At 63.8% G+C, this 14,210-nt stretch carries 9 protein-coding genes; 6 read left to right on the forward strand and 3 right to left on the reverse strand.

Annotation, left to right across the window (positions count from 1 at the left end):
* The first annotated feature begins 359 nt into the window (after positions 1–359).
* From AC1DYR_RS16345 to AC1DYR_RS16355, 3 genes are all read left to right on the forward strand, one after another.
* Complete coding sequence (locus tag AC1DYR_RS16345; RefSeq protein WP_477706027.1) at positions 360–3,131, forward strand: autotransporter family protein; 2,772 nt, start codon at positions 360–362, stop codon at positions 3,129–3,131.
* Positions 3,132–3,212: 81 nt separating this feature from the next.
* Complete coding sequence (locus AC1DYR_RS16350; RefSeq protein ID WP_477706028.1) at positions 3,213–4,100, forward strand: hypothetical protein; 888 nt, start codon at positions 3,213–3,215, stop codon at positions 4,098–4,100.
* Between the two features lie 410 nt (positions 4,101–4,510).
* Positions 4,511–5,512, forward strand: coding sequence for a Bug family tripartite tricarboxylate transporter substrate binding protein (locus AC1DYR_RS16355; RefSeq protein ID WP_477706029.1), 1,002 nt, complete (start codon positions 4,511–4,513; stop codon positions 5,510–5,512).
* 136 nt (positions 5,513–5,648) lie between these two features.
* On the opposite strand, the gene AC1DYR_RS16360 is transcribed toward AC1DYR_RS16355, so the two are convergent.
* Positions 5,649–5,825: a hypothetical protein gene (locus AC1DYR_RS16360; RefSeq protein ID WP_477706030.1), complete on the reverse strand. Its 177-nt coding sequence runs from the start codon at positions 5,823–5,825 to the stop codon at positions 5,649–5,651.
* Positions 5,826–6,015: 190 nt separating this feature from the next.
* On the opposite strand from AC1DYR_RS16360, the gene AC1DYR_RS16365 reads away from it, so the two are divergent.
* Positions 6,016–7,557 (forward strand): sensor histidine kinase, encoded by a 1,542-nt coding sequence (locus AC1DYR_RS16365; RefSeq protein WP_477706031.1) that lies wholly within the window; start codon positions 6,016–6,018, stop codon positions 7,555–7,557.
* A 33-nt stretch (positions 7,558–7,590) separates the two neighbouring features.
* On the opposite strand, the gene AC1DYR_RS16370 is transcribed toward AC1DYR_RS16365, so the two are convergent.
* Positions 7,591–8,004 carry a DUF1801 domain-containing protein gene (locus AC1DYR_RS16370; RefSeq protein ID WP_477706032.1) on the reverse strand — a complete coding sequence of 138 codons (414 nt, stop codon included), beginning with the start codon at positions 8,002–8,004 and terminating at the stop codon, positions 7,591–7,593.
* A gap of 129 nt (positions 8,005–8,133) precedes the next feature.
* Here AC1DYR_RS16370 and AC1DYR_RS16375 point away from each other — a divergent pair, with 129 nt between their 5' ends.
* Both AC1DYR_RS16375 and AC1DYR_RS16380 read left to right on the forward strand, forming a co-directional pair.
* Positions 8,134–8,985: a metallophosphoesterase gene (locus AC1DYR_RS16375; protein ID WP_477706033.1), complete on the forward strand. Its 852-nt coding sequence runs from the start codon at positions 8,134–8,136 to the stop codon at positions 8,983–8,985.
* A gap of 278 nt (positions 8,986–9,263) precedes the next feature.
* Positions 9,264–9,815: a hypothetical protein gene (locus AC1DYR_RS16380; protein WP_477706034.1), complete on the forward strand. Its 552-nt coding sequence runs from the start codon at positions 9,264–9,266 to the stop codon at positions 9,813–9,815.
* Between the two features lie 230 nt (positions 9,816–10,045).
* On the opposite strand, the gene AC1DYR_RS16385 is transcribed toward AC1DYR_RS16380, so the two are convergent.
* Complete coding sequence (locus AC1DYR_RS16385; protein ID WP_477706035.1) at positions 10,046–14,113, reverse strand: PAS domain S-box protein; 4,068 nt, start codon at positions 14,111–14,113, stop codon at positions 10,046–10,048.
* Positions 14,114–14,210 lie beyond the last annotated feature (97 nt).

Genomic DNA, 14,210 nt, shown 5'->3' on the forward strand with positions numbered 1-14,210 from the left:
GTTTTTTTAGCGTGTTGCGCCGCTTTTTTTAGCTACAGGCTAGCCTCCGGCCACTCCCGATGAACGCTGCGGGATCAAATTAATTCTTTAGTTCTCTTATTTGGCACTCTGGGTGTCATAAGTCGTCAAACGACCTACTTGCAAAAAAATGTAACGTGAAGCAAAGTCAAAACATGGACATCACACCCCGTGCGGAGCTCTTTCCGAAGGCCGTAGTTACTGCGAGGCATACGTTAAAAAATGTTAGCTAAATTATTAATTGCACCTGCAGCCGAAATCGCGATGTCCTCTGGCAAGGCAATCGTCTTTGGGTTGCGTTGACCGGCACGGCTTGAATCCTCACCCCCAAACCGGCCCGCATGAATTCCTGCCTGCACTTTCCCCTCAAGCCACTTGGCCTGGCGCTGGCATTCGCCGGCCTGGCCATGGCACCGCATGCCGGCCATGCCCAGGCCACCAACGATTTCTCGGCCGCAGCCACCCAGGACTGGAACGACCCAGCCAACTGGAGCGGCGGCACGCCGACCGCCGCCAGCGTGGCAAGGGTCCCGACGAACCAGCAGGTGGACGTTACCGGGGCTGGCCAGGTGGGCACGCTGCAAGTGGAGGGAGACGGCCAGGTGGTCGTCCATGCGGGCGGCACCCTGGCCGCCGGCACGCTCCTGGTGGGCACCACGCCAGCGCTGGGTAACGCAGGATCCCTGTTGATTAATGGGAGCGTCACGGCCACGCGGCTGAGCGTGGGCGACACGGTGACCGGAGGGCAGATCCTCATGGATGGCGCCGGCGCCAGCCTGAACGTGTCCCCTCCCAGCCTGGCTCCGGGCGACCAGTTCATCGTTGGCAACAATGGCGACGGGACGCTGGGCATCCGCACCGGCGCCACCGTGACGGTGGGCGGCACCCGCACCCTGCACCTGGGCAATGTGGGCACCGGGACGCTGATCATCGGCAACATTGGGCCCAGCGGTACCCTGGATGCTGGCGCCGTGGTTTTCGGCAATGCCAGCTCCAGCATCAAGTTCAACCAGAACGACGCCGCACCCTACATCTTCTCCCCCGCAATCAGCGGCAGCGGGTGGGTCGAGGTATTCGGTATCGGCGGCTCCACCACCGTACTGACGGGCGCCAACAGCTACACCGGCGGCACTTTCGTCAGAACCAATGCCCGCCTGACCGGCACCACCACCAGCCTGCAGGGAGCCATCAGCAACGACGGCGTGCTGACCTTCGACCAGACCACCATCGGCACCTTTGCCGGGTCCATCAGCGGCGGCGGCGCGCTGGTCAAGGAAAGCAGCGGCACGGTGATTCTCTCCGGCACCAACACCTACACAGGCGGCACCACCATCAATGGCGGCACCTTGCGCGGCACTACCGCCAACCTGCAGGGCTTGATTACCACCAACGCCAACCTGGAGTTCTCGCAGGCGGGCAACGGCACATTTGCCGGTGTCATCAGCGGCACCGGCAATGTGGTCAAAAGCGGCACCGGCAATGTCACATTTGCCGGCACCCACACCTACAGCGGGACCACCGACGTCAGCGGCGGCACGCTGTCGGTCAACGGCAGCCTGACCAATTCCGCCGTGCAGGTGCAAAACGGCGGCACGCTGGGCGGTACCGGTTCCGTGCGCAACACCACCATCCAGTCGGGCGGCACGCTGGCGCCCGGCAATTCCATCGGCACCCTCACCGTCGTCGGCAACCTGACGTTCAACGCTGGTTCCAATTACAGCGTGGAGGTCGACGCAGCCGGCAGCAACGACCGCACCAACGCCACCGGCACGCTGACCATCAACGGCGGCACCGTCAACGTGCTGGCCAGCGCCGGCAACTACTCGCTGATCACGCAGTACACCATCCTCAATGCGACAGGCGGGCGCACCGGCGTCTTTAGCGGGCTCACGACCAACCTGGCGTTTCTGACACCGTCGCTCACCTACGACCCCAACAATGTGTACCTGACCCTGGCCCGCAACAGCACCGGCTACAACACCCTGCCCGGCATGACGCCCAATCAGCAGTCAGCCTCCAACGCACTTCAAAATGCCTCCGGCAGCGCGAGTGGCGACATGAGCACGGTGCTCAGCGCCCTCAACAGCCTGTCGGCGCCGCAGGCCCTCGCGGCCTTCGACGCCATAGGCGGCGCCAACCTGGTCGCCTTGCGCCGTGCCGGCCCCAGCTTTGCCGCCGCATTCGGCGAACAGCTGCAGGCGCGCGTGGGCCGGAGCAGCCTGGGCTCAGTCTGCGGGAGCGACGACGTTGCGGGCCGCGAAGCCCTGAGGGCACTTTTCCCGGCCTTCGAAGACGGTTGCGGTTTCTGGCTGCGCGGTTACGGCAGCCACCAAACCACCGACAGCGACGGCAATGCCATGGCCAGCCGCCTGAACAGCACCGGCCTGAGCGCGGGTTACGACGCCGAAGTGTCGCCGGGCTTGATGCTGGGCGGCGCCGTGACCATCGGCACATCAAGGGTCAGCTTTGATTCAGGTGACCAGGGCAGGGCCCGCAGCGCAGCGCTGGCGATGTACGCCGGCTACACCGACGGCGCATGGCGCCTGAATGGCGTGACCAGCGTGGCGTTTCACGGCAACCACATGGACCGCGGCATCGTGGTCGGGCCGCTCAGCCGCGTGGCCTCCTCGAACTTCGACAGCAGCACCGCCTCGGCCTACGGCGAGCTGACCTACGACCTGGACATGACCGGCTGGATACTGCAGCCGATGGCCGCGCTGGCCTTCAGCCGCAACCAGACCAACGGTTTTGCCGAGCAGGGCGCCGGTGCGCTCAACCTGCAGGTCGCGGCACAAACCGTGTACTCGACCAAATCGTTGCTGGGGCTGAAAGCCGGCTTTGACGTGGGCCGGCTGCGGGTGGAGCCGCGGCTGCTGTGGGCGCATGAGTTTGGCAAGTACAACACTCCAATGACGGCGCAGCTGCAGGGGGCCGGCACGCCCTACCAGTTCCAGATTGCAGGCGTGGCCCTCAATGCCAACACGGTGGTCCTTGGCGTGGGCGTTTCGGGCCGCATCCATGACAACTTCAACCTCTTCGCCGACCTCCAGACCGAACAGAACGCACGCCAGCGCAACCTGGCCCTGTTGATGGGGGTGCGCGGCAAATGGTGAGCCGGGCATCTCAAAGCATGTTGGCCCCTGACCGACCTGATTCACAACACATTTAATCCAGCCACACCCGCGTCCTACCTCATGGCTTACAAAAGCATGCCCCCCATCCCGCCATCCCTGCCGCCTCTGCCGCCGCGCCAACCCAAACCGAAACCCGGCAAGGACGCCGGCGCCCACCGATACGACACCATCGTTTTTTTGCTGATCATCGGCCTGGCGATTGTGGTGGCCGGCAGCGCGGCGCGTTACACCCTGGTAGACCGGCCTGCGGCCAAGGCACAGAAGGAAGCCCAGCTGCTGATGCAGCAGCTGATGGCCACGAACCAGAAGAACCAGCAGCAGCTTGAACAAAAGCTCGCCGAAGCCAAGGCCCAGACCGAGGCCTTGCGCGCCAACGTGGAGCAGATGAAGGCCGAAATCCAGCTGCCCAAGGCCGCAGCGGAACCGGTTCCGGAGCCGGTGCAGAAACCGGTGCCCGACGCCCAGGCCGCGGAACGCAAGCGGCTGGAGCGGGTCAAGGTGGTCGATGAACTGGTGGACTCCCTGACGCCGAACCTGCAGGTCAAGTTCCAGCAAAAGGTCACGTGGCTGGACCGCAGTGTCTCCTTCGGCTTCAGCCTGACCAACGCAAGCCGCCGCGCCGTCCGCGTGACCCCGCCGCGCATCGCCCTGACCCTCAACCCTCTGCCCAATACGAAGCTGACCGTGAAATCCAGCGATGTGCAGGCTGACATCTGCCCTGGCGGCTTGATCGGGCCGGGAGAGACCATTAACTGCAATGTGGTGTTGCGTTCAGAGCCCACCTTCACCGGCGTCGGCCACATCCCGTTTCGCGCCGTCATCTCGGCACGCACGGAACTGGCGGCGACCAGCGAAACCTGGAAAACCGTGCGTTCCGCCTACAAGGAAGCCTACCTGGAGGAACACATGGTCAAAAGCGTTTCCTTTAATGGAGAGCTGTGGCGGTAGTTCTGAACCTGCAGCAGGCTCACGGGCCCGATCCCGGCAAGGGCGGGCAGGTGGCGGATCTTCCAGTTTTTCGCCATCGTGCTATTAAATAGATAGCTGCTCGTACAGGCTCCAATTGGGCTTAGGCCATCTTTGGCACTTGAAATCAGTGATTTTGCGAGGTTTCCGGCTCTAACAGGGCTTTTGCGACCATCCAAGGTAAGGCTGGAGGATCAAAGGGCCCCTGAATCGCCTTTCTTAACCACTCAGCCAGACCGCAAGCCAATGAAGACGGGTGCAAGCAGCTACTAATTCAATAGCATCAAACTGGCGCCATACGCGCGCGGGCAAATCCCATTCAAGCGGCTCGCGGCCGAAGGGCATGGTTTTTGCATACAGTTTTGCACACAAACTGTACGCAGGAGCCGCGCATGCCAGACCACCCACACACCCCAACGCCCACCCACCCACTTGCGCGCCGCACCGCGCTGAAGATCCTCGCCAGCGGCGCCGCGTCCATGGCGCTGCCGGCCCTGGCTGCCTGGCCGGACAAGCCGATCAAGATCGTGGTGACCTTTCCAGCCGGCGGCGCCAGCGACATCGTCGCGCGGGTGATGGCCGAGCAGCTGGGCAAAAAGCTGGGGCAGGCGGTGGTGGTCGACAACCGGCCGGGCGCGGGCGGCAGCGTGGGAGGCCTGGTGGTGGCGCAGGCGCCGGCAGACGGCTACACGCTGATGCTGAGCAACTCGACACCGGTCTCCATCGGCCCGTTCGCGCTGGAAAAGCAGCCCTATGACCCGGTGGAAGGCTTCACCCACATCGCGCTGATCGGCAACGCGCCCTGCGTGGTGATGGCCAACCCGCATGCGCCCATCAAGACGATCACCGACGTGGAAGCGCAGGCCCGCAAAGCGGGCCGGCTCGACTTCGGCTCGGGCGGCCCGGCCTCGATCGGCCACATTTACGGCGAGCTGATGAAAAAGTCCATGGGCGTGAACCTGGTGCACATCCCGTACCGCGGCGGTGCGCCCATGACGACCGACCTGATCGCGGGCGTGATCCCCGTGGGCATCGACGTGCTGACGGCGTTTGTGCCCTACTTCAAGAGCGGGCAGCTGGTGCCGCTGGCCGTGACGTCGGCCAGCCGCTCACCGTTGGTGCCGGATGTGCCCAGCGTGCTGGAGTTTGGCTACCGCAAGCTGGTGCTGGACAACTTCTTTGGTTTGAGCGGTCCGGCGCACATGCCGGCCGACGTCGTGGCACGGCTGAGCAGCGCCTGCAACGAAATACTGGCAACGGCAGAGATCAAAAAGAAAATGCTGGAGCTGGGCATCACGACCCAGCCCATGAGCCCGGCGGCGTTCACCGGCTTTGTGCGGGAACAAGTGGCGGTGCTGGCGCCAGCCGTCAAAGGAGCAGGGGTCAAACTCTGACCGCATCCGCCCCAAGCGAGACCCCGTCTTTACCAGCTAAAGCCGCGGTCTGGCTTTGCCAGCCGCAAGGCGGGCGGCCCCGTACGTGAGAAAAGGGGCAGCGCGCCGCAGGCTCGAAGTGGGGAAGCGTGGGGGCTCAGCGAACCACGCTGAGGTAAGCGTAGGCGGCGCTGCGCAGTTCCTGGGCCTGCAACGGGTTGCGGCCGACGCGCGCTTCGGCGCGTTCCATCAGGTTGTGGGCCACACCGTTTACAGGGGCCACGCGGGTCGCGGCGGGCAGGAAACGGGCGATCTGGGAAATCAGGCTGTACATGTCAGGGTCACCTTCATGGGGTGAAAAAGTTGCGGTGAATGAAGAATAAGGGTTTTCCCTAGGGTTTCAAGCCTAACCGAGGTCCAAACCCATGCAAAAAATGCATGCCGTGCTCCGCGACGGCACATGCAGGTCATTTCTACGTGATTTCCGGGGAAAACTTCACGGAGCCGGCGGCTATGCTTGGGCTGTGGCCCATCCCCCAAATCCCTCTTCCCTGCCCACGGCCGAGACGCCAACCTCATCGCCGGACGGGGCGCTGGCGCTGCTGCGGCAGATCGCCTCGAATATTGACGCCATGCTCTGGTCCTGGGACCCGCAAACCGGCCGCATCACTTATACCAACCCGGCGTTCGAGGCGTTCTGGGGCCTGTCGGCCGACACCCTGGCAGACCGGCCGTGGCAATGGCTGGAGCATGTGGACCCAATAGACCGCGAGCGGGTGCTGAGCCTGCAGACCAGCCCGCTGAAGCGCAGCGAAGAGTACAGAGTCATACGGCCTCAGGGCGGCAACGCCCGGCTGAGCCAGCGCGCACTGCCCATGCACAGCCCTTCGGGGCAGTTGCTGCGCGTCATCCACCTGGCCAACAACATCACCTGGCAGCTCGACACTTCCAAGCAGCTGCGTGTGGAGATCGGCCGGCGCACCGACTCCGAGGCCAAGTACCGCGCGGTGGTGGAAAACGTCAGCGAGGGCATTCTTGTCACGGCGGCCGGACGCATCCTGTATGCCAATCCCAAGGCACTGGAGCTGACCTCGCTGGACGAGGAAACCGCCAAGTCCCGGCCCTTTATCGAATTCATCCACCCCGACGACCGCGAGAAGGTGCTGAGCAACCACATGAAGCGCCTGCGCGGCGAGGCGGTGGAGAACTACTACCAGTTTCGCGTGCAGCACAGCCGCAGCGCCGTGCGCTGGCTTGAGATCAGCGCGGTGATGTTTGAATGGCAGGGCGCGCCCGCCACGCTCAACTTCCTGACCGATGTCACGCGCAAGCGCCAGGCGGAGGAAGACATGCGCAAGGCGCTGGCGCACGAGCGCGAGCTGTCGGAGCTGAAGTCACGGTTTGTCGCCGTGACATCGCACGAGTTCCGCACGCCGCTGGCCGCCATCCTGTCGTCCGTGGAGCTGCTGGACGCCTACGGGGCCAGCTTTCCGGCCAGCGAACGCCGGGAGCTGCTGGGGCAGATCAAGACGGCGGTGGCCCGCATGAACAGCATGGTCGAGCAGGTGCTGCTGACCAGCCGCCTGGAGCTGGGCAAGTTCCAGTTCGAAGCCGCGCCGCTGGCAGTGCCCGACTGGCTGGTGCAGGTGATGGGTGAGCTTGAGCGCGGCAACCCGCAGGCCGCGCGCGTGTCGCTGACCTGCGACGGCCTGGACGCGCCGCGCACGGCGGACCAGCAGTTGCTGCGGCACATCGTGGTCAACCTGCTGGGCAATGCACTGAAATATTCGGACCCGGATACGCCGGTGCAGTTTGCCGTTCGCGGCGTGGGCGACCAGATTCACCTGCGCATCAGCGACCACGGCATCGGCATCCCGGAAGCCGACCTGCCGCGCCTGTTCGGCAGCTTTCACCGCGGCACCAATGTCGGCAATATTTCCGGCACCGGCATCGGCCTGCACATCGTGAAGGAATGCGTGGACCTGCACCAGGGGCAGATTGAAGTCACCAGCCGGCCCGGGCAAGGCACAACCTTCACCGTGCGCCTGCTGGCGCCGCTGGCCTGACGCACCCCGCCCGGCGCCCGCGGTTTTGCCGTTTCAGGGGCCTTTTTTCCGGTGGTAGGTCAGCGCCGCCTGAATGCACAACGACAAGGGATCCCGCGGCAGTGGATCAGCCGCATTGAGCACGATGGCCCGGTTGCCCTCGTAGCGCAGCTCGCCCGAAAACAAGGTGCGGAAGGTGTCCACCAGCGTGGTGTTGCAGTTGAAGTACAGGGCGTACTGCGACGGGCTGGATTTGACCGGCCCCAGGCGGAGGGTGCTGCCGCTTTTGCTGGCTGACGTGAGGTAGGCCGGCTCGCCCCACTTGAGGGTTTCCTCGATCTCGCCGACCCCGGGTGTGGCAGATGCCGTGTCCAGTATCAGCTGGCGCAGGGCCAGCAGCTTGCGCCGCAGCAATGGCGGGTAGGCCGCGAAGGCCTGTGCGACGGCTGCGTTTTCAATCTGCTTCACAAGCGGCTCCTGTTCATCTGCTGATGCCACGCGGAATCTAGCGCATCGGTGCGAGGCCGCGCAAGCTAAAACTCCAGCAAGGAAGGGGCGGAACATCTTCCCGCAAATATCTTCCCGCACAATGGGCGGGTGAACATCCAGCTCCTTTCCGACCTGCACCTTGAATCCAATCCCCACTTCACAGCGCAGCCCGTCGCCGGTGCCGACCTGCTGGTGCTGGCGGGCGACATCGGCTCTTACCAGAAGGGCTCGTTGCTGGACGAACTGAATATCAGCGACTTTGGCCTGGCGCGGTTTTCACCATTGCCGGTGGCGCGCGGCGGCGCCGGCTGGCCGACGCCGGTGCTGTTTGTGCCCGGCAACCACGAATACGACGGCCTGGACTTTGATGAAACCCATGCGCGGCTGCGCGAAACCTGCGAGCGCCTGGGCATGGTCTGGCTCGAGCGTGAAACCGTGGTGCTGCAAGGTGTGCGTTTTGTGGGCAGCACGCTATGGACCGACTTTGACGCCCTGAGCGCAGGCCAGGCCCAGGCATCGGACATCACGCCGGGCGAGCAATTGAAAGCGCGCGAAAAAGCATTCCGCGCCGCCAACTTTTACCTCGGAAAAAACCATTCCTTTCGCGATGGCCAGCCACTGCTGGCGGCCGACGTGCGCGAGGAGGGCCTCAAAAGCCAGGCCTGGTTGCGGCAAGCACTGGCAGTACCCTTTGAAGGGCCTACCGTAGCCGTGACGCATTTCGCCCCCAGCTTGCTGAGCGCCGACCCGCGCTATGGCCTTGTGCCGGGTACGGCGGGCTTTTGTAATGCGCTGGATGACCTGCTGCCGCTGGCCGACCTGTGGCTGCATGGGCATCTGCATTGCGTAATTAATTACATCAGCCGCGGCTGCCGCGTAGTGGCGAACCCGCTGGGTTATGCGCGCAAGCATGAACAGGACGGGTTTTTACCCGACTTGCTGATCCGCGTCGGCCAATAGCGCTCAAGCACTCAGTCGTCCTCTTATTGGCGTGGTGCCCACGTGCCACTGGTGACTAAAGTCGTAGCGCCGCGGCGCACACGGCGGCGGCATTTTTTTGAACTTCCTGCGCTGCGTGTAACCCAACCACGACCGGATACGCGGAACCAAAGGGTCAGCACAAAAGTGATAACACTTTGTTCCAATTGTTGGTTTGCGCGCTGTTCGGCTTGCATGTATCTTGCATGAAGGGTTCGTGCAGGACTTCCCGCACCGTAACCCGCATTGGGGAGAGCACCATGAAAAGCAACGTGACCTATCTTGGCGCCTGGCTGCTTGCCGTCGGCCTTGCGTTTGCGTTTGCGTTCGCATCACCCAATGAGGCCAGCGTTATGGGGCACATGCCGGCTTTCATGGCGCAAACACTGCTGCGCCAGCCAGTCAACGTACCGGATGGCCTGCCCTCTGACCGCACCCTTGCACTGATCACCTTCCAGCGCGGCCAGCATGTCCAGGCCGAGAGCTGGGTTCAGGGGATGAACTTGCGTAACGACTCGTCCATCGCGTGGATGCGCATGCCGATCGTCAATGACCCCGGCACACCGACGGGGCGCAGCGCCGTCGAAAACAGGTTGCTCAACCACTACACAGCCGATACCGAGCGCGCCAGGCTGGTGCCGGTGTTCACTGACCGCGCCAGTTTTGTGCGCGCGGCCGGCCTCAACGGCACAGACCAGGTCTACGCAGTGGTGGTCAACCGCCAGGGTGACGTACTGGCCCGCGTTGAAGGCCAGTTTGACGCAGATAAAGCGCAGACGCTGCGCGAAACTCTGCGCCCGCAGAGCTTCTAGACTAGCCCCCGCGGTCGCTCACTTCGTGTAGCCCTTTTCCCCTTGCAGGGGACGGTGCCTGCGGCCCGGCAAAGCCGGTTCCGCGGCACCCGCTGGCTTGAAGAATTCGGTGGGTACGACCAGTGATGAAGGTATTTCACCAATGGGGGCCGCGGGTCCGGCTTCGCCGGCCCCAGGCGCCGCCCCCTGAGGGGGGAACAGGCTACACGCAGTGAGCCTGGACGGGGGTGCTACAAAGTCTTTTCACCCAGCGTGAAATAGAACGTTGCGCCTTGCCCGAGAGATGATTGGGCCCAGACCTTGCCGCCATGCCGTGCCACGATGCGGTGCACCGTGGCCAGCCCAATGCCGGTGCCGGCAAATTCCGACAGCGAATGCAGGCGCTGGAACGCGCCAAACAGCTTCTCCGCATAGGCCATGTCAAAGCCGGCGCCCTTGTCCTGGACAAAATAAACCGTCTCCCCGTCTTCCCCGGTCTCATGGCCGAAGGTGATTTCGGTGCGCTCCGCGTTGGCGCTGAATTTCCAGGCGTTTCCCAGCAGGTTGTCCAGCAACTGCTTGAGCAGGCGCGGGTCACCCTGCCCCGTCAGGCCCGCTTCAACATGGAGCACCACCGGCCTTTCAGGCTCGCGTTCACGGTAGCCGTCAAGGATGCCCTGGACCAGCGCGCTGAGGTCGACCAGTTCCCAACGCAGGCTAGAGCGCGACACCTGTGCCAGCGACAACATCGCATCGATCAATTCCCCCATCTGCCCCACCCCGGCCCGTATGCGCGCCAGGTAATGCCGGCTGCGCTCCGACAGCGGTGTGCTGTCAGACTTGTTCATGGCACGCTGCAGCAGGTCGCTGAATCCGTCGATGGCACTCAGCGGGCTGCGCAGGTCATGGGACACGGAATAAGAGAACGCCTCCAGTTGTTTGTTGGCAAATTCGAGCTGCGCGGTGCGTTGCTGCACACGCTCTTCCAGGCTGGCGTTGAGCTGCAAAATTTCTTCACGCGCACGCCGGCGCTCGCGGATATCGGTGTTGATGCCGAGCACCCCGTTAACCTTGCCTTCTTCGTCGCGCACCACCGTCCAGCGTGCTTCGATGGCCACCGTTGAACCATCCCTGGCGTGCTGCTCCAGCTCCCCGGTCCAGTCCCCTTCATTGGCCAGCGTGCGGGCCATGGCGTCCACAAGCGCCTGGGGATCCTCGTACATGAACTCTTCCATCGATTTGCCCAGCACTTCTTCGGCTGTCCATCCGTAAAGGCGTTCGGCACCCTTGTTCCAGAACCGTATGGTCCGGTCCAGGTTGCGGACCATGATGGCGTCCTGGGCCCTGTCCAGCAGCGAAGCCTGTTCGTGCAGCTTGACTGCAGCCTGGCGTGCGGCCTCCTGGCTGCGCTGGCGCTCCAGGCGTTCACGCAGACTGAGGATGCCGAATGCCAGGTTGTCGGCAAGCTCCTGCAGAAGTTTGACCTCTTCAGCGGTGAACTGCTGCGGCTCAGCCGAATAAAGGCACAGCACGCCGAAGCTGCCGGGCCCTTCGCGCAAGGGCAGGCAAACCGCGCTCTGGTAGCCCCGCTTCATGGCATCGGCCTGCCAGTAAAAATGATTGTCGGCCCGGCTGATGTTGCTTTGCTGGGGCAGCCCCGTGCGAATGGCCTGGCCCGCGGGGCCCTGGCCCGTGACCTGGTCATCACGCCAGGTCAGGCGGATCACCGTCAGGTACCCGCCCTCATTACCGGCGTGCACCATGGGCTGTATGGTGCGCGCTTCGTCGTTCTGTGCATATCCCACCCAGGCCATGCGGTAGTTGCCCACGTCGACAGCGACACGGCAGACTTCAGCCAGCAGGGCCTCTTCGTCTTCAATCCGGTTAATGGCGATGCTGGACTGGCTCAGCATCTGCAGGGCCCGGTTGGTGTTTGCGAGCGCCAGGTCGGCCAGCTTGCGGTCGGTGATGTCACGGGCGGTGCCCACCACGCGCTCGAGCACGCCTGAGGCATCGAGCACCGGATAGGAGTGGTCGCGAATCCACCGAAGCTTGCCGTCCGCAGACAGGATGCGGTATTCGATGTCGGAGGGTTCGCCAGTTCGGTTGCGCTTCCTGGCGAGCTTCAGCAAAGGCCGGTCCTCCGGCAGCGCCGCGTCGGCATACGACAGGGGGTTGGCATACAGGCTCTCGCGGCTGCGCCCCCACACCTTCTCATAGCCGGGGCTGATATAGAGGAGTTGGCCCGAGCGCGGATCCACGTTGTAAAAAACATCGTTGATGTTTTCTGCAAGCTCGCGAAAGCGCGCTTCGCTGCTGACCAGCGCCGCCTCGGCGCGGGCACGTACCAGCGCAATGCCGGCCAGCCGCGCCGCAGTGGCGATCAGCTCCAGGTCGTGCGCCTGGGGGGTACACGGATAGCGATGGTAGATGGCAAACGTCGCCAGCGGCTCGCCCGTGGTGGACACCACGGGATGCGACCAACAGGCGCGCAGGTTGTGCGTGGCCAGAAGTTCGCGATAGTCTTTCATCAACGGATCCAGCTGGGTGTCTTCCACCACGACCATCTCGTTGCGAAACGCCGCGGTACCGCAGGCACCCACCCCTTCACCCACCGGCAGGCCTTCAATGGCCTGGTTGTAGCTGTCCGGCAGGCTGGGCGCGGCACCCAGGCGCAGGCGCTGGCCATCCAGCAGCAGGATCGAGCACAGACTGTCCGGCGAACTCGTCTCAATTAATTGCACCACGGCTTCGAGCGAGCGCTGCAGGGGTGCGCTCCCGGCAATCAGCGCCAGCACCTGTTCCTGTGCCTTCGCGAATTCTTCGGCGGCCTTGGCTTTGGTGATGTCGTTGAACACCGCGACGCCACCCACCAGCGTGCCGTCGTCATCGCGCAAGGGCCGGGTGCTCATGCGGAGCACCCGGTCTTCGGCGCCGGGCCTGCGAAATATCAGATCCCAGTTGTCGGTGCTGTCGCCGCGGGCAGCGCGTGTCAGCGGCCGTTCGGCTTCCGGCAAGGGGGTTTTACCGTCAAGCATCAGCAGATCATGGCTGCGCCGCCATTCCTCGACCCGCACGCCGGGGCCCGGCGCAGCCGTATTAAAGAGCTTGCGAGCCGTCGCGTTAAAAACCAGGAAACGGCCTTCGGTGTCCGCCGCGATCACACCTTCACTCATGCTGTTGAGAATAAGGTCGAGCAGTGAGCGCTCCTTGTCCACGCGGCTGAGCACGGCGTCGAGTTCTTCCTGCCGCGCCTGAAGCGAGCTGGCCATGCGATTGAAAGTCTGCCCGATGGCCCCAAGCTCCCCCTGGTACAACGGACCCAGCCTGACACGCGCCCCGAGATTGCCCTCTGCAACCTCATTGGCTTCTTTCAGGATCGCCTTGGCCGGATTGACGATCAGGCGGTTGCCCATCCACCACGCACAGGCTGCGCTTGCCACGGCCATGGCGAGCAGGGCCGCCAGCTCCGAAAGCAGGTTCTCGCGGCTTTCCGCACCGACGATTTCCTGCGGGACACTGACCGCCACAAATAGCCCATCGCGGCCTTCGACGGGGACCGGCGCAAAAGCGTAGACCCGCTGGCTTCCCTGCGCGTCAGGCGCATGCAGTACGCCCATGTGGCGCGTTTGCACTCCCTGGCGTACGGCGGAATCCGGGTGCTGCCGGCCCAGCCAGGAAGGTGCCTGCGGGGAGACAGCCAGAACCACGCCATCCCGGTCAAGCACGGTCAGCCTTGCACCCGGCATCATGGAAGCGGCAGCCAAAGGCTCTGCGAGGGCCTTCAGGCCCAGGGAGGCAAAGGCCACGCCCCCCATGGCGCCGGACTCAGTGTGGACCGGTATGGCGAAAATCAGGCCCGGCAGGCCGCTGCTGCGGCCAATGCCGTAGGTCCCAATGGCAAAACGCTGGCCGGCCATGATTTTCAGGAAAAAAAGCCGGTCATCTTCCTGGATACTGCCGGCGGGAAGGCCCAGTGAGCTGCAAACCAGCCGGCCGTCCGGCGCAGCAACGCCCACATGGGTGAACTCGGGATGCTCCCGATGGATGTTTTTCAACTGTTGCCCGCACAGTCCAGGCTCGCGGCTTTTGATATGGGGCGCACTGGCCATGCCGTTGAGAAGCTCATACACCATGTCCACCGTGCGCTGCTGGTGTGTGGCGAGCAGCGCGACCTGGGCCTGCAGGTCAACCTGTGCATGTTCCAGCGCAGTGCGGCGGCCTTGTTCGGCGTAATACGCGAGCAAGCCAAACAGCGGGAGCAGCGCGAGCAGCACCAGCAAAACCAGACGGGTACGCAGCCCCAGCCATCCCAGCATTCGTTACCTCGTGCCTTTCACTGCAATGCAGCGCCAAGGGCGCATCAAGTCACAGTGTGCGGAAGCCGGTGCCTTTTGTAAATGGGATTACTCCCTT

Source organism: Polaromonas sp. P1_F9, from assembly GCF_056405615.1.